The following is a 15527-nucleotide window of genomic DNA, read 5'->3' as shown; positions in this document are numbered from 1 at the left end:
GAGCGCACCGAGGCCCGGTTCCCCGCGGGGAACCGGGCCTCGGTGTCGGGCGTCGCCGGGGCTACAGGCCCACGGCCTGGCGCAGGGCGTCCACGCGGTCCGTGCGCTCCCAGGTGAAGTCCGGCAGCTCACGGCCGAAGTGGCCGTAGGCGGCGGTCTGGGCGTAGATCGGGCGGAGCAGGTCGAGGTCGCGGATGATGGCGGCCGGGCGCAGGTCGAAGACCTCGTCGATGGCCTTCTCGATCCGCTCGGGCTCGACCTTGTGGGTGCCGAAGGTCTCCACGAACAGACCGACCGGCTCGGCCTTGCCGATGGCGTACGCCACCTGGACCTCGCAGCGGGCGGCCAGACCCGCGGCCACCACGTTCTTCGCCACCCAGCGCATCGCGTACGCGGCCGAGCGGTCCACCTTGGACGGGTCCTTGCCGGAGAACGCGCCGCCGCCGTGCCGCGCCATGCCCCCGTACGTGTCGATGATGATCTTCCGGCCGGTCAGGCCCGCGTCACCCATCGGACCGCCGATCTCGAACCGGCCCGTCGGGTTCACCAGCAGCCGGTAGTCCTCGGTGTCCAGCTTGATGCCCTCGTCCAGCAGCGCCTTCAGCTCCGGCTCGACGACGAACTCACGGATGTCGGGGGCGAGGAGGGACTCCAGGTCGATGTCCGAGGCGTGCTGGCTGGAGACGACCACCGTGTCCAGACGGACCGCCTTGTCGCCGTCGTACTCGATGGTGACCTGCGTCTTGCCGTCCGGCCGCAGGTAGGGGATCGTGCCGTTCTTGCGGACGTCGGACAGCCGCTTGGACAGCCGGTGCGCCAGGAAGATCGGGAGCGGCATCAGCGTCGGCGTCTCGTCCGTCGCATAGCCGAACATCAGGCCCTGGTCGCCCGCGCCCTGCTTGTCCAGCTCGTCCCCCAGCTCCCCTCGCAAGGCACCCTCGACCCGGGACTCGTACGCCGTGTCCACGCCCTGGGCGATGTCCGGGGACTGCGCACCGATCGACACCGAGACGCCGCACGAGGCGCCGTCGAAGCCCTTCTTCGAGGAGTCGTAGCCGATCCCCAGGATCGTGCCCCTGACCAGGGTCGCGATGTCCGCGTACGCCTTGGTCGTGACCTCGCCGGCCACATGCACCAGGCCGGTCGTGATCAGCGTCTCCACGGCGACCCGGGACGTCGGGTCCTCGCGCAGAAGCGCATCGAGAATGGTGTCGCTGATCTGGTCAGCGATCTTGTCGGGGTGACCCTCGGTCACGGACTCCGAGGTGAACAGGCGACGGGACACAACGCTCCCTGGGGTTGCAGCGGCTGCTGGCTGATCATTGAGGGACGACGCGGGGGCTGCGCCCGGCGACGTCCGACAACAGTTTATCGGTCGCACTCCGTCGCAGGGCCACCCTCCCCCCGCAGGGGCCTTCGCTCGACGGGGTGGCGCTCGCACCGGCTCTCGGGAGCGCTGCGACCTGCGGCACGGGCATTCTGCCCAATGCCGGGCCTCGTTGACCAGAGGCTCCCCCGCGAGAATGTCGTGTTCGAGGAAACCGTCAAATGACTGAAACATTCAGGCCAAACGGCCGCCGACCAAGTCCCAGACGGTCTCGGCGAGAGCCTCCTTGGGGCCGTGCGGCACGGGCGTCTCGCTGCCGTCGGCGCCCAGCACCAGGGCCTCGTTCTCCTCGGAACCGAAGGTCTTCCCCTCCCCCACCTCGTTCACCACGAGGAAATCGCATCCCTTGCGCGCCAGCTTCGCCCGGCCGTTGGCGAGGACGTCGTCGGTCTCGGCGGCGAAGCCGACGATCACCTGTCCGGGCCGCGCCCGCTCGGCCGAGATCTCCGCGAGGATGTCCGGATTCCGCACCAGGACGATGGGCTCCGGGTCCTGGCCGTCCTTCTTCTTGATCTTCCCGCTCGCATAGCGGGCCGGACGGAAGTCGGCCACGGCCGCGGCCATCACCACGGCGTCGGCGTCCGCGGCGGCCTTGAGCACCGCCTCGCGCAGTTGGACCGCCGTGCCGACCCGGACGACGTCCACCCCGGCGGGGTCGGGCAGTTCGGTGTTGGCCGCGACCAAGGTCACACGGGCGCCCCGTGCGGCGGCCGTGCGCGCGAGGGCGTAGCCCTGTTTGCCGGAGGAGCGGTTGCCGAGGAAGCGGACCGGATCGAGCGGCTCGCGGGTGCCGCCGGCGGAGACGACGACGTGCCGGCCGGTCAGGTCGGGTCCGGTGACCCCGCGGGCCAGCACGCGACGGCAGATCTCGAAGATCTCCACGGGGTCGGGCAGCCGCCCCTTGCCGGTGTCGACGCCGGTCAGCCGCCCGACCGCGGGCTCGATGACGACGGCGCCGCGGCGGCGCAGCGTCGCCACGTTCTCCTGGGTGGCCGGGTGCTCCCACATCTCCGTGTGCATGGCCGGGGCGAAGACGATCGGGCAGCGGGCCGTCAGGAGCGTGTTGGTCAGCAGGTCGTCGGCGAGGCCATGGGCGGCCTTGGCGATCATGTCGGCCGTCGCGGGGGCCACCACCACGAGGTCGGCGTGCTGGCCGATGCGGACGTGCGGGACCTCGTGGACGTCGTCCCAGACCTCGCTGGAGACGGGCTTGCCGGACAGGGCGGACCAGGTGGCGGCGCCGACGAAGTGCAGCACGGCGGCGGTGGGGACGACACGCACATCGTGGCCCGACTCGGTGAATCTGCGCAGCAGCTCACATGCCTTGTACGCGGCGATGCCGCCACTGACCCCCAGAACGACCTTCGGCTTGCCCACCGTCTCTCCCCGGACTCGGAACGTACATCCCCATGCTGCATGACGGCGGGGGACGTCGTCCCCCGCACCCCTGAGCAGACCACAGGGCCCGGCAGTCGTGCTGCCGGGCCCTGTGGAAAAGTCCACCGCAGTCTGAACGTATGACTGCGTGTGTTGCTGCTGACCGCGCGTGTTACTGCGCCGGGCCCTCGATGGCCTCGGAGGTCAGCAGACCCGCGTTGATCTCGCGCAGGGCGATCGAGAGCGGCTTCTCGTGGACATGGGTGTCGACGAGCGGACCGACGTACTCAAGCAGGCCCTCGCCGAGCTGCGAGTAGTACGCGTTGATCTGGCGGGCACGCTTGGCCGCGTAGATCACGAGGCTGTACTTCGAGTCGGTGGCCTCAAGCAGCTCGTCGATCGGCGGGTTGATGATGCCCTCGGGCGCGGTGATGGAAGAGGACACGCTCTACCTTCCGAAAGATGGGAAAAGATCAGACACAATCACACAACGTCCGTCAAGGCTAGCAGCTCGCGCGCCACATCCTCGACGGAGGTATTGACCAAGGTCTCGTCGAACTCCGGCTCGGCCGCAAGTTCGATCCTGGCCGCGTCCAGGCGGCGCTCGACCACCTCGGGCGGCTCGGTGCCGCGGCCCGTGAGCCTGCGCACCAGCTCCTCCCAGGAGGGCGGAGCCAGGAACACCAGTCGGGCCTCCGGCATGGACGCGCGAACCTGCCGGGCACCCTGGAGGTCGATCTCCAGGAGGACGGGCTCGCCCGCCTCCAGGCGGTCCAGAACGGCGGCACGCGGCGTGCCGTAGCGGTTGCCGGCGAACTCGGCCCACTCCAGCAGCTCACCGTTGGCGATCAGCTTGTCCATCTCCTCGTCGGTGACGAAGAAGTAGTGGACGCCGTGCCGCTCGCCGGGGCGGGGTCTGCGGGTCGTCGCCGACACCGAGAGCCAGACCTCGGGGTGTTCCTTGCGCATATGGGCGACGACCGTGCTCTTGCCGACCCCGGAGGGGCCGGAGAGCACGGTCAGCCGCGGACGTTCACTCATGCAGCGATTATTCCAGCAATCCCGGGGTGCCCGGGACTCAGGAGCCGGTGCTGCCGAACTCGCGCTCCAGGGAGGCGATCTGGTTGGAACCAAGGCCACGCACACGGCGGCTCTCGGAGATCCCGAGTCGCTCCATGATCTGCTTGGCGCGGACCTTGCCCACGCCCGGCAGGGACTCAAGCAGGGCGGAGACCTTCATCTTGCCGATGACCTCGTTCTCCTGGCCCTGCTTGATGACCTCGTGGAGGGAGGCGCCGGAGTGCTTGAGTCGATTCTTGACCTCGGCCCGCTCCCGGCGAGCCGCGGCGGCCTTTTCGAGCGCGGCTGCGCGCTGTTCAGGGGTAAGGGGCGGAAGAGCCACGCCTACGTCACCTCGGATGTCGAACTGTCGGATACGGACCGGTGAGGAACCTAGTCGCCCCACACCTGGGGAGCCACGAGCAACACGCTTGCCCGTCCTCCCCCACTGTCTGGAGGGCGTGGGAGGCGCCCCCACTGCTCGGAGACTAGCGGGCAAGTCCGCCAGAGTCAGCGAGAACAGCGGAAAAGTCCTGGTCAGCCTCCGCCAGGACGGACATTTCAGACATATTGCCCCGGATTTGAGGATGTATTCAGACTCAAGGCGTCCCCGCGTCGCTCCTGCGGGCACTCGTCGAAGGACTCAGGCACCCGCCACGGCGGCCCGGATCGCGTCCGCGAAGCGTTCCGCGGCGGCCCGCAGCGCCGCGACCTCGGGACCGTGACGAAGAACACCCCGGCTGATGTGCGGCACGACGTTGCGCACAGCCGCCCCGAAGAGCGCGGGAAGGTCCGCCGGGCTCGCCCCCTGGGCGCCGATGCCGGGCGCCAGCAGCGGACCGTTGATGTCGAGGTCGTATGCCGACAGGTCGCCCAGCGTGGCGCCCACGACCGCGCCGAACGAGCCGAGGGGCGTCTCCCCCGCGTTCTCCGCGGCGAGGTGCGCCAGCATCGTCGCGCCGACGGTCCGGCCGTCCGCGCGCACCGCGTGCTGCACCTCTGCGCCCTCCGGGTTGGAGGTGAGCGCCAGTACGAACACGCCCGTCCCGCTCTCCCGCGCCAGCGCGAGGGCCGGGCTCAGCGAGCCGTAGCCGAGGTACGGCGAGACAGTGAGGGCGTCCGAGAACAGCGGGGCGTCCGGGTGCAGGAATGCCTCGGCGTAGCCGGCCATGGTCGAGCCGATGTCCCCGCGCTTGGCGTCCATGACGACCAGGGCACCGGCCGCGCGCGCCTCCCGGACCGACCGCTCCAGGACGGCGATCCCGCGCGAGCCGAAGCGCTCGAAGAACGCGCTCTGCGGCTTGAGGACCGCGATCCGGTCGGCCAGCGCCTCGACGATCGTGCGGCTGAACCGCTCCAGGCCGGCGACGTCGTCGTTCAGACCCCACTCGGCGAGCAGGGAGGCGTGCGGGTCGATGCCCACGCACAGCGGTCCTCGCGCGTCCATGGCGCGGCGCAGGCGGGCGCCGAAGGGTTCGCCGGAGAAGCCCTGCGACCCGGAGGGCCGCGAGGACGGGTGGCCATCGGGGGACGAGTGGGCATCGGGTGAGGGGTGGGCGCTCATGCGGTCCTCCCTGCCTTCTTCACGTCGGCGCCGACCGCGTCGGCGAGGGTGGCGTACGGGCTGGTGCGCAGACGGGCCGCGAGGCCCTTGTGGATCGCGCGGCCCCAGCAGGGCCCCTCGTAGATGAAGGCGCTGTAGCCCTGGACCAGGGTGGCCCCGGCCAGGATGCGCTGCCAGGCGTCCTCGGCGTTCTCGATGCCGCCGACCCCCACCAGGGTGATCCGGTCGCCCACACGCGCGTAGAGGCGGCGCAGCACCTTGAGGGAGCGCGCCTTCAGGGGCGCTCCGGAGAGCCCGCCGGTCTCCTGCACGAGTGACGGGTCGGACGCGAGCCCGAGGCCGTCGCGGGCGATGGTGGTGTTCGTCGCGATGATGCCGTCCAGGCCCAGCTCCACGGCGAGGTCGGCGACGGCGTCGATGTCCTCGTCGGCGAGGTCGGGCGCGATCTTCACCAGCAGCGGCACCCGGCGGCCGGGCACCGTGCGGTCGGCGGCCGCGCGGACCGCGGTCAGCAGGGGGCGCAGCGCCTCGGTGGCCTGCAGATCGCGCAGCCCCGGGGTGTTGGGCGACGACACGTTCACGACCAGGTAGTCGGCGTACGGCGCCAGCCGCTCGGCCGACTTCACATAGTCGGCGACCGCGTCCGCCTCGGGAACGACCTTGGTCTTGCCGATGTTGACGCCGACGACGGTCCGGAAGACGGGCTCGCGCGCGGCCAGCCGGGCGGCGACGGCGAGCGAGCCCTCGTTGTTGAACCCCATGCGGTTGATCAGCGCCCGGTCGGCGACGAGCCGGAACAGCCGCTTGCGCGGGTTGCCGGGCTGCGCCTCACCGGTCACCGTGCCGATCTCGACGTGGTCGAAGCCGAGCATCGTCATCCCGTCGATCCCGACGGCGTTCTTGTCGAAGCCGGCGGCAAGGCCGAAGGGGCCGTGCATGCGCAGCCCGAACGCCTCGGTGCGCAGCTCCTTTTGGCGGGGGGCGAGGGCGGCGGCGAGAAACGTGCGCAGCACCGGGACGCGGACGGCGAGACGGATCCAGCGGAAGGCGAGGTGGTGCGCCTGCTCCGGGTCCAGCCGGGTGAAGACGAGACGGAAGAAGAGCTTGTACATGTGGAAGTCCTCATGAGGAGCCCCGAGAGGAGCTCCGAGAAGAGGGGGACACCGTTTCCGGTGTCCCCCTCGGGGCTGCTAGTCGCGGGCCGCGGTCAGGTGCGCCGCGTGTTCCTGGAGCGAGCGGACGCCCACGTCGCCGTGGGTGAGCGCGTCGATGCCCTGGACCGCCGCGGCGAGCGCCTGGACCGTCGTCAGACAGGGCACCGAGCGGGCCACCGCCGCCGTGCGGATCTCATAGCCGTCGAGACGGCCGCCGGTGCCGTACGGGGTGTTGACGATGAGGTCGACCTCGCCGTCGTGCACGAGCTGGACGATGGTCCGCTCGCCGTTCGGGCCGGTGCCCTCGGACTGCTTGCGCACGACCGTGGCGTTGATGCCGTTGCGCTTGAGGACCTCGGCGGTGCCGGAGGTGGCGAGCAGTTCGAAGCCATGGGCGACCAGTTCCCGGGCCGGGAAGATCATGGAGCGCTTGTCGCGGTTGGCGACCGAGATGAATGCGCGGCCCTTCGTCGGCAGCGGCCCGTACGCGCCCGTCTGCGACTTGGCGTACGCCGTACCGAAGACGGAGTCGATGCCCATGACCTCGCCGGTGGAGCGCATCTCCGGACCGAGCACGGTGTCGACGCCCCGGCCGTGGATGTCCCGGAAGCGCGACCAGGGCATGACGGCCTCCTTGACGGAGATCGGCGCCTCCAGCGGCAGCTCGCCGCCGTCGCCGTGCGCCGGGAGCAGCCCCTCGGCGCGCAGCTCGGCGACGGTCGCGCCGAGCGAGATCCGGGCCGCGGCCTTGGCCAGCGGCACCGCGGTCGCCTTCGAGGTGAAGGGGACCGTACGGGAGGCGCGGGGGTTGGCCTCCAGGACGTACAGGATGTCGCCGGACAGCGCGAACTGGATGTTGATCAGGCCGCGCACGCCGACGCCCCGGGCGATCGCCTCGGTCGAGACGCGCAGCCGCTTGATGTCGAAGCCGCCGAGCGTGATCGGCGGCAGCGCGCACGCCGAGTCGCCGGAGTGGATGCCGGCCTCCTCGATGTGTTCCATGACGCCGCCGAGGTACAGCTCCTCGCCGTCGTAGAGCGCGTCGACGTCGATCTCTATGGCGTCGTCGAGGAACCGGTCGACGAGCACCGGCCGAGAGGGGCTGATCTCCGTGGACTCGGCGATGTAGGAGGCGAGACGGGTCTCGTCGTAGACGATCTCCATGCCGCGCCCGCCGAGGACGTACGAGGGCCGCACCAGGACCGGGTAGCCGATCTCGTCGGCGATGGCCTTGGCCTCCTCGAAGGTGGTGGCCGTGCCGTGCTTCGGGGCCGGCAGTCCGGCCTCCGCGAGGACGCGGCCGAAGGCGCCGCGGTCCTCGGCGGCGTGGATGGCCTCGGGTGGGGTGCCCACGATCGGCACGCCGTTGTCCTTGAGCGCCTGCGCGAGGCCGAGCGGGGTCTGGCCGCCGAGCTGCACGATCACGCCTGCGATCGGTCCGGCCAGTGACTCGGCGTGGACGATCTCCAGCACGTCCTCCAGCGTCAGCGGCTCGAAGTAGAGGCGGTCGGAGGTGTCGTAGTCCGTGGAGACGGTCTCCGGGTTGCAGTTGACCATCACGGTCTCGAACCCGGCGTCGGACAGCGCGAAGGACGCGTGCACGCAGGAGTAGTCGAACTCGATGCCCTGGCCGATGCGGTTGGGTCCGGAGCCCAGGATGATCACCGCGGGCTTGGTGCGCGGCGCGACCTCGCTCTCCTCGTCGTAGGCGGAGTAGAAGTACGGGGTCTCCGCGGCGAACTCGGCCGCGCAGGTGTCGACCGTCTTGAACACCGGGCGGATGCCGAGGGCGTGCCGCACCTCGCGGACGACGTCCTCGCGCAGCCCGCGGATCTCGCCGATCTGCTGGTCGGAGAAGCCGTGCCGCTTGGCCTCGGCGAGCAGGTCGGCGGTCAGCTCGGCGGCGGCGCCCAGCTCGTCCGCGATCTCCTTGATCAGGAAGAGCTGGTCCACGAACCACGGGTCGATCCGGGTGAACTCGAAGACCTCCTCGGGCGTGGCGCCCGCCCGGATGGCCTGCATCACGGTGTTGATCCGGCCGTCGGTGGGCCGGACGGACGCGCGCAGCAGCTCGTCCTTGTCTCCGGCGGAGCCGGGCTCCCCGACGAAGGTGAACTGGCTGCCCTTCTTCTCAAGCGAGCGCAGCGCCTTCTGGAACGCCTCGGTGAAGTTGCGGCCGATGGCCATGGCCTCGCCGACCGACTTCATGGTGGTGGTCAGCGTGGAGTCGGCGCTCGGGAACTTCTCGAAGGCGAACCGCGGCGCCTTGACGACGACGTAGTCGAGGGTCGGTTCGAAGGAGGCCGGGGTCTGGCGGGTGATGTCGTTCGGGATCTCGTCGAGGGTGTAGCCGACGGCCAGCTTCGCCGCGATCTTGGCGATCGGGAAGCCGGTCGCCTTCGAGGCGAGCGCCGAGGAACGTGACACGCGCGGGTTCATCTCGATGACGATCACCCGGCCGTCGTCGGGGTTCACCGCGAACTGGATGTTGCAGCCGCCGGTGTCCACGCCGACCTCGCGGATCACGGCGATGCCGATGTCGCGCAGGATCTGGTATTCGCGGTCGGTCAGCGTCATCGCCGGGGCCACGGTGATCGAGTCACCGGTGTGCACACCCATGGGGTCGAAGTTCTCGATGGAGCAGACGACCACGACGTTGTCGTGTCGGTCGCGCATCAGCTCCAGTTCGTACTCCTTCCAGCCGAGGATCGATTCCTCCAGGAGCACCTCGGTGGTCGGGGAGAGCGTGAGGCCCTGGCCCGCGATGCGGCGCAGCTCGTCCTCGTCGTGGGCGAAGCCGGAGCCGGCGCCGCCCATGGTGAAGGAGGGGCGGACGACGACCGGGTAGCCGCCGAGCGTCTCGACGCCCGCGAGCACCTCGTCCATGGAGTGGCAGATCACGGACCGGGCGGACTCGCCGTGTCCGGTCGTGCGGCGGACCTCCGCCACGACCTCCTTGAACAGGTCGCGGTCCTCGCCCTTGTGGATGGCCTCCACGTTGGCGCCGATCAGCTCGACGCCGTACTTCTCCAGGACACCGTTCGCGTGCAGCGAGATCGCGGTGTTGAGGGCCGTCTGACCGCCCAGGGTGGGCAGCAGGGCGTCGGGGCGCTCCTTGGCGATGATCTTCTCGACGAACTCCGGGGTGATCGGCTCGACGTAGGTGGCGTCGGCGATCTCCGGGTCGGTCATGATCGTCGCCGGGTTGGAGTTGACGAGGACGACGCGAAGTCCCTCGGACTTGAGCACCCGGCACGCCTGGGTGCCGGAGTAGTCGAACTCGGCGGCCTGGCCGATGACGATCGGGCCGGAGCCGATGACCAGGACGGACTGGATATCGGTGCGCTTAGGCACGCTGGCCCTCCATCAGGACTGTGCTCATCAAAGACGTGAAGCGGTCGAACAGGTAGGCGGCGTCGTGCGGGCCCGCTGCCGCCTCGGGGTGGTACTGGACGGAGAAGGCCGGCTGGTCGAGCAGCCGCAGCCCCTCCACGACATCGTCGTTGAGGCAGACGTGGGACACCTCGGCGCGGCCGAAGGGCGTCTCGCTGACCCGGTCGAGCGGCGCGTCCACGGCGAAGCCGTGATTGTGCGCGGTGACCTCCACCTTGCCGGTCGTACGGTCCTGCACCGGCTGGTTGATGCCCCGGTGGCCGTACTTGAGCTTGTAGGTGCCGAAGCCGAGGGCGCGGCCCAGGATCTGGTTGCCGAAGCAGATCCCGAACAGCGGTGTGCGCCGTTCAAGGACGGCGGTCATCAGCGCGACCGGGCCGTCGGCGGTGGCCGGGTCGCCGGGCCCGTTGGAGAAGAACACTCCGTCGGGCGCGACGGCGTACACGTCCTCGGGGGTGGCGGTGGCGGGCAGCACATGGACCTCGATGCCGCGCTCGGCCATGCGGTGCGGGGTCATGCCCTTGATCCCGAGGTCGATCGCGGCGACGGTGAACCGTTTCTCGCCGATCGCCGGGACGACGTACGCCTCGGTCGTGGCGACCTCCTCGTAGAGGCTCGCGCCCTTCATGTGCGGCTGGGCCTGCACGCGCGCGAGGAGGTCCGCGTCGGGGGCGATCGCGTCGCCGGAGAAGACTCCGGCCCGCATGGAGCCGCGCTCGCGCAGATGGCGGGTGAGGGCGCGGGTGTCGATGCCGGAGATGCCGACGACGCCCTGCGCGACCAGTTCGTCGTCCAGGGAGCGCTTGGCTCGCCAGTTGGACGGCACGCGCGCGGGGTCGCGCACCACATAGCCGGAGACCCAGATGCGGCGGGACTCGTCGTCCTCGTCGTTCCATCCGGTGTTGCCGATCTGCGGGGCGGTCGCGACGACGATCTGGCGGTCGTACGACGGGTCGGTCAGGGTCTCCTGGTAGCCGGTCATGCCGGTGGAGAACACGGCCTCGCCGAAGGTCTCCCCCACGGCCCCGTAGGCGCGGCCACGGAAGATCCGGCCGTCTTCCAGGACGAGTACCGCGGGAAGCACCTTCTTCCGCTGCAAGGCGTTCCCTTTCGTGGAGGTCGTCATCGTTCGGCGCCTTCCGTGCTGGCTGTCTTGATCATGGAGTTGATGGCATCGACCCACGCGTCGTGCTCGGCCGCGCGGTCCGAGCGGAAGCCGGAGTCGATCAGTCTGTCGCCGTGTGCCCAGGTCACGACGAGGAGGCCGCCCTCGGTGAGGACCTTGCCCGCGATGCCCTTGTCGAGCCGGGCCTCGCGCAGCGCGGCGGCGGGGACGAAGAAGTCGGCGGCCCCGGGGCGTTCGACGTCGAGGCCCGCGTCCGTCAGCGTCAGCTCGACCCGGCTGCGGGTGCCCAGGCCGTGCGCCACGATGCGGTCCAGCCACTGCCCGGCGGTGGTGGAGCCGTGGTAGCGGCCGCTCATCGTCGCTCTGGCCGGGCCGGGGTCGTCCGGCGCGGCAAGCAGCGCGGGCAGGTCGCCCTGGAGGTGGCCGCGCCACTTCCAGCCCTCGCGCATCAGCCAGTAGACGAGCGCCACGAAGAGGGCGAGTCCGACGAGCCAGCCGATCCGGGCGGCCCAGTCGGTGACCGGGGCCGACTTCTGTTCGGCGGCGAGCGCGGGCGTCAGTTTGGCCGCGAGCAGTGGTGCAGATGTCACGTGAGCTTCCCGTCGACGAGCGTGGCCTTCCCCCGCAGCCATGTGTGGGTGACACGGCCCGGCAGCTCGCGACCCTCGTACGGGGTGTTGCGGCTGCGCGAGGCGAAGTCCGCGGGGTCCACCCGGCCACGGTATGCCGTGTCGAGCAGGGTGAGGTTGGCGGGCTCGCCTGCCGAGACGGGACGGCCGTGGCCGGTGGCCCGGCCGATGCGCGCGGGGGCGAACGACATGCGGTCGGCGACGCCCGCCCAGTCGAGCAGCCCGGTGTCGACCATGGTCTCCTGGACCACCGACAGCGCGGTCTCCAGGCCGACCATGCCCATGGCGGCCGCGGCCCACTCGCAGTCCTTGTCCTCGTGCGGGTGCGGGGCGTGGTCGGTGGCGACAATGTCGATCGTGCCGTCGGCGAGCGCCTCGCGCAGGGCCCGCACATCGCGTTCGGTGCGCAGCGGCGGGTTGACCTTGTAGACCGGGTTGTACGAGCGCACCAGTTCGTCGGTGAGCAGCAGGTGGTGCGGGGTGACCTCGGCGGTGACGGCGATGCCGCGGGACTTGGCCCAGCGGACGATCTCCACGGATCCCGCGGTCGACAGATGGCAGATGTGGACGCGGGAGCCGACGTGGTCGGCGAGCAGGACATCGCGGGCGATGATCGACTCCTCGGCGACCGCGGGCCAGCCGCCGAGGCCCAGTTCGGCGGAGACGACGCCCTCGTTCATCTGGGCGCCCTCGGTCAGCCGCGGCTCCTGCGCGTGCTGGGCGACGACGCCGCCGAATGCCTTCACGTACTCCAGCGCGCGCCGCATGATCACGGCGTCGTCGACGCACTTGCCGTCGTCGGAGAAGACGGTGACGCCCGCGGCGGACTCGTGCATGGCGCCCAGCTCGGCGAGTTGCTTGCCCGCCAGGCCGACGGTGACGGCGCCGATCGGCTGCACATCGCAGTAGCCGTGCTCCTGCCCGAGCCGGTAGACCTGCTCGACCACGCCGGCGGTGTCGGCGACCGGGAAGGTGTTGGCCATGGCGAACACGGCGGTGTAGCCGCCGCCGGCGGCGGCGCGCGTGCCGGTCAGCACGGTCTCGGAGTCCTCGCGGCCGGGCTCGCGCAGATGGGTGTGCAGGTCGACGAGGCCGGGGAGCAGGACTTTCCCCGCAGCGTCGACGACCTCGGCGCCGTCGGCGTCGAGCCCGGTGCCCACCGCGGCGATGGTCGCACCGTCGATCAGGACGTCCTGCGGTGCGCCGCCGAGCACCTCGGCACCACGGATCAGGATCTTGCTCATGGTTCTTACTTCTCCTCGGTGGTGCGGGCGTTGGTGACGGCGGGCTCCTTGCCGCCGAGCAGCAGGTACAGCACGGCCATCCGGATGGACACGCCGTTGGCGACCTGCTCGACGGCGGTGCAGCGGTCGGAGTCGGCCACCTCGGCGGTGATCTCCATGCCGCGGACCATGGGGCCGGGGTGCATGACGATGGCGTGCTCGGGCATCCGCGCCATCCGGTCGGCATCGAGGCCGTAGCGCCGGGCGTACTCGCGTTCGGTCGGGAAGAAGGCGGCGTTCATCCGCTCCCGCTGCACCCGCAGCATCATCACGGCGTCGGACTTGGGCAGCGTGGCGTCGAGGTCGTACGCCACCTCGCAGGGCCATGCCTCGACGCCGACCGGCAGCAGGGTGGGCGGGGCGACCAGGGTGACCTCGGCGCCCAGGATGTGCAGCAGGTCGACGTTGGAGCGGGCGACGCGGCTGTGCAGGATGTCGCCGACGACGGTGATGCGCCGTCCTGCGAGGTCCCGGCCGAGGCCGGCGTCCCGGCCGACCAGGCGGCGGCGCATGGTGAACGCGTCGAGCAGCGCCTGGGTGGGGTGCTGATGGGTGCCGTCGCCCGCGTTGATCACGGCGGCGTCGATCCAGCCGGAGGTGGCGAGGCGGTAAGGGGCGCCGGAGGCACCGTGCCGGATGACGACGGCGTCGACGCCCATGGCCTCCAGGGTCTGGGCGGTGTCCTTCAGGGACTCGCCCTTGGAGACGCTCGACCCCTTGGCGGTGAAGTTGATGACGTCCGCGGACAGCCGCTTCTCGGCGGCCTCGAAGGAGATCCGGGTGCGGGTGGAGTCCTCGAAGAAGAGGTTGACGATCGTGCGGCCGCGCAGGGTCGGCAGCTTCTTGATCGGCCGGTCGGCGACCCGGGCCATCTCCTCGGCGGTGTCGAGGATCAGGACGGCGTCGTCGCGGGTGAGATCGGCGGCCGAGATGAGATGGCGCTGCATCTGTCAGGCTCCGTAAGGCAGTTCAGGTATCGGGAGAATCCGGGCAGGCGAGGGCATGGTGACGGGACGCACGGTGTGCACCGCGGCGCCCGCGTGCTACTGATCGCCCGGGGCGGCCTGCTTGACGCCGAGCAGCACGGTGTCGCGACCGTCCTCCTCGGCGAGCTGGACCTTGACCGTCTCCCGCAGCGACGTGGGGAGGTTCTTGCCGACGTAGTCGGCGCGGATGGGCAGCTCGCGGTGGCCGCGGTCGACGAGGACCGCGAGCTGCACGGCGCGCGGGCGCCCGATGTCGCCCAGGGCGTCGAGGGCGGCGCGGATGGTGCGGCCGGAAAAGAGCACGTCGTCGACGAGGACGACCAGCCGGCCGTCGATGCCGTCACCGGGGATGTCGGTGCGGGCCAGCGCGCGCGGTGGGTGCAGACGCAGATCGTCGCGGTACATCGTGATGTCGAGCGAGCCGGCCGGAACCTTGCGGTCGGTGATCTCGGCCAGCTTGGCGGCGAGCCGCTGGGCGAGGAAGACACCCCGGGTCGGAATGCCGAGGAGCACCACGTCGTCGGCGCCCTTGGCGCGCTCGACGATCTCATGGGCGATGCGGGTCAACACCCGCGCGATGTCGGCCCCTTCGAGCACGGGCCGCGCATCGGACGCTTGCATGTCCATACGAAACGGACCTCCTTCTCCGCCTCACGGGACGGACCTTAAAGGACGTCGAAATTGCGCCATCCACCGTAGCAGGTCGCCCGGAGCCCTCGATCACCCGGTCGGCGTAATCGGTCACCGGTACCACGGAAGAGTCGGTGTGGACCATTCGGCTTGACGCAGGAGTGTCACGCTGCGTAACCTCACAGTGAGTTACCAGCCGCGCGGCGGGAATCACAGCCGGCCGCGTCGACACAGTGTCCGGGGAGCTATATGTCCAGCGAATACGCCAAACAGCTCGGGGCCAAGCTCCGGGCCATCCGCACCCAGCAGGGCCTTTCCCTCCACGGTGTCGAGGAGAAGTCCCAAGGCCGCTGGAAGGCAGTCGTCGTCGGCTCGTACGAGCGCGGGGACCGCGCCGTGACCGTGCAGCGCCTCGCGGAGCTGGCGGACTTCTATGGCGTTCCCGTGCAGGAACTGCTGCCCGGCACCACCCCGGGTGGCGCCGCCGAGCCGCCGCCGAAGCTGGTCCTGGACCTGGAGCGGCTGGCCACCGTGCCGGCCGAGAAGGCGGGACCCCTGCAGCGCTACGCGGCGACGATCCAGTCCCAGCGCGGTGACTACAACGGCAAGGTGCTGTCGATCCGCCAGGACGACCTGCGCACACTCGCCGTCATCTACGACCAGTCGCCCTCGGTCCTGACCGAACAGCTGATCAGCTGGGGCGTGCTGGACGCGGACGCGCGCCGTGCCGTGGCCACCCACGAAGAAGCCTGAGCCGCTCGACGACTCAGCAGAAACGTGCCGCCGGGGTGGGCGGGTCACCAAGGGTAGGGCCCCCCCGGCGGGGTTTTTTTGGGTAGACCCCTCGGGGGGGGGGGGGGCCTGGGGGGGGGGGCTGGGGGGCGGGGGGGTACGCCGGGACCGGCGCCCGATTGGTCACGCCGGGACCGGCATACGGCT

Annotated in this window: 14 protein-coding genes; 1 reads left to right on the top strand and 13 read right to left on the bottom strand. The window is 70.6% G+C overall.

Going from position 1 to position 15527, the window contains the following annotated elements:
* Nucleotides 1-61 precede the first annotated feature (61 nt).
* The 13 genes from metK to pyrR form a co-directional block, all read right to left on the bottom strand.
* The gene (gene metK, locus ACWEKM_RS42440) at nt 62-1285 is read right to left on the bottom strand and encodes a methionine adenosyltransferase (RefSeq protein WP_451626651.1); all 1224 of its coding nucleotides are present in this window, start codon (nt 1283-1285) and stop codon (nt 62-64) included.
* Between the two features lie 276 nt (nt 1286-1561).
* Nucleotides 1562-2764, bottom strand: a complete 1203-nt coding sequence (gene coaBC / locus ACWEKM_RS42435; protein ID WP_451626650.1) for a bifunctional phosphopantothenoylcysteine decarboxylase/phosphopantothenate--cysteine ligase CoaBC — start codon at nt 2762-2764, stop codon at nt 1562-1564.
* A gap of 172 nt (nt 2765-2936) precedes the next feature.
* Nucleotides 2937-3209: a DNA-directed RNA polymerase subunit omega gene (gene rpoZ / locus ACWEKM_RS42430; protein WP_005319902.1), complete on the bottom strand. Its 273-nt coding sequence runs from the start codon at nt 3207-3209 to the stop codon at nt 2937-2939.
* A 38-nt stretch (nt 3210-3247) separates the two neighbouring features.
* Entirely contained in the window at nt 3248-3805 is a 558-nt protein-coding gene (gene gmk / locus ACWEKM_RS42425) for a guanylate kinase (RefSeq protein WP_451626649.1), read from the bottom strand.
* Nucleotides 3806-3842: 37 nt separating this feature from the next.
* Nucleotides 3843-4166, bottom strand: a complete 324-nt coding sequence (locus tag ACWEKM_RS42420; protein ID WP_030810589.1) for an integration host factor — start codon at nt 4164-4166, stop codon at nt 3843-3845.
* Between the two features lie 300 nt (nt 4167-4466).
* The gene (pyrF, locus tag ACWEKM_RS42415; RefSeq protein WP_451626648.1) at nt 4467-5387 is read right to left on the bottom strand and encodes an orotidine-5'-phosphate decarboxylase; all 921 of its coding nucleotides are present in this window, start codon (nt 5385-5387) and stop codon (nt 4467-4469) included.
* The gene (locus ACWEKM_RS42410) at nt 5384-6499 is read right to left on the bottom strand and encodes a quinone-dependent dihydroorotate dehydrogenase (RefSeq protein WP_451626647.1); all 1116 of its coding nucleotides are present in this window, start codon (nt 6497-6499) and stop codon (nt 5384-5386) included. Before ACWEKM_RS42410 ends, pyrF begins: the two co-directional genes overlap by 4 nt.
* Nucleotides 6500-6577: 78 nt before the next feature.
* Entirely contained in the window at nt 6578-9895 is a 3318-nt protein-coding gene (gene carB / locus ACWEKM_RS42405; RefSeq protein ID WP_451626646.1) for a carbamoyl-phosphate synthase large subunit, read from the bottom strand.
* Complete coding sequence (gene carA / locus ACWEKM_RS42400; protein WP_451626645.1) at nt 9888-11060, bottom strand: glutamine-hydrolyzing carbamoyl-phosphate synthase small subunit; 1173 nt, start codon at nt 11058-11060, stop codon at nt 9888-9890. The genes carB and carA overlap by 8 nt, the downstream gene beginning before the upstream one ends.
* On the bottom strand, nt 11057-11650 hold the full coding sequence (locus ACWEKM_RS42395; RefSeq protein ID WP_451626644.1) for a PH-like domain-containing protein: 594 nt from the start codon (nt 11648-11650) through the stop codon (nt 11057-11059). Before ACWEKM_RS42395 ends, carA begins: the two co-directional genes overlap by 4 nt.
* Complete coding sequence (locus ACWEKM_RS42390; protein WP_451626643.1) at nt 11647-12933, bottom strand: dihydroorotase; 1287 nt, start codon at nt 12931-12933, stop codon at nt 11647-11649. Before ACWEKM_RS42390 ends, ACWEKM_RS42395 begins: the two co-directional genes overlap by 4 nt.
* A gap of 5 nt (nt 12934-12938) precedes the next feature.
* A complete protein-coding gene (locus ACWEKM_RS42385) occupies nt 12939-13919 on the bottom strand; it encodes an aspartate carbamoyltransferase catalytic subunit (RefSeq protein ID WP_451626642.1) in 981 nt (326 codons plus the stop codon).
* 96 nt (nt 13920-14015) lie between these two features.
* Nucleotides 14016-14585 (bottom strand): bifunctional pyr operon transcriptional regulator/uracil phosphoribosyltransferase PyrR, encoded by a 570-nt coding sequence (gene pyrR / locus ACWEKM_RS42380; protein ID WP_451626641.1) that lies wholly within the window; start codon nt 14583-14585, stop codon nt 14016-14018.
* Between the two features lie 252 nt (nt 14586-14837).
* On the opposite strand from pyrR, the gene bldD reads away from it, so the two are divergent.
* Nucleotides 14838-15341 (top strand): transcriptional regulator BldD, encoded by a 504-nt coding sequence (gene bldD, locus ACWEKM_RS42375; RefSeq protein WP_014671524.1) that lies wholly within the window; start codon nt 14838-14840, stop codon nt 15339-15341.
* Nucleotides 15342-15527 lie beyond the last annotated feature (186 nt).

It is taken from the genome of Streptomyces sp. NPDC004752 (assembly GCF_053601275.1).
Note: the sequence above shows the minus strand (reverse complement) of the source record. Positions and strands in the feature narration are given on the sequence as shown.

Bases quoted from the DNA above. Each gene is read 5' to 3' on its own strand.
- bldD (WP_014671524.1), top strand. From the start codon at position 14,838: ATGTCCAGCGAATACGCCAAACAGCTCGGGGCCAAGCTCCGGGCCATC.
- gmk (WP_451626649.1), bottom strand. From the start codon at position 3,805: ATGAGTGAACGTCCGCGGCTGACCGTGCTCTCCGGCCCCTCCGGGGTC.
- ACWEKM_RS42390 (WP_451626643.1), bottom strand. From the start codon at position 12,933: ATGAGCAAGATCCTGATCCGTGGTGCCGAGGTGCTCGGCGGCGCACCG.
- carA (WP_451626645.1), bottom strand. From the start codon at position 11,060: ATGACGACCTCCACGAAAGGGAACGCCTTGCAGCGGAAGAAGGTGCTT.
- pyrF (WP_451626648.1), bottom strand. From the start codon at position 5,387: ATGAGCGCCCACCCCTCACCCGATGCCCACTCGTCCCCCGATGGCCAC.
- ACWEKM_RS42410 (WP_451626647.1), bottom strand. From the start codon at position 6,499: ATGTACAAGCTCTTCTTCCGTCTCGTCTTCACCCGGCTGGACCCGGAG.
- pyrR (WP_451626641.1), bottom strand. From the start codon at position 14,585: ATGGACATGCAAGCGTCCGATGCGCGGCCCGTGCTCGAAGGGGCCGAC.
- ACWEKM_RS42385 (WP_451626642.1), bottom strand. From the start codon at position 13,919: ATGCAGCGCCATCTCATCTCGGCCGCCGATCTCACCCGCGACGACGCC.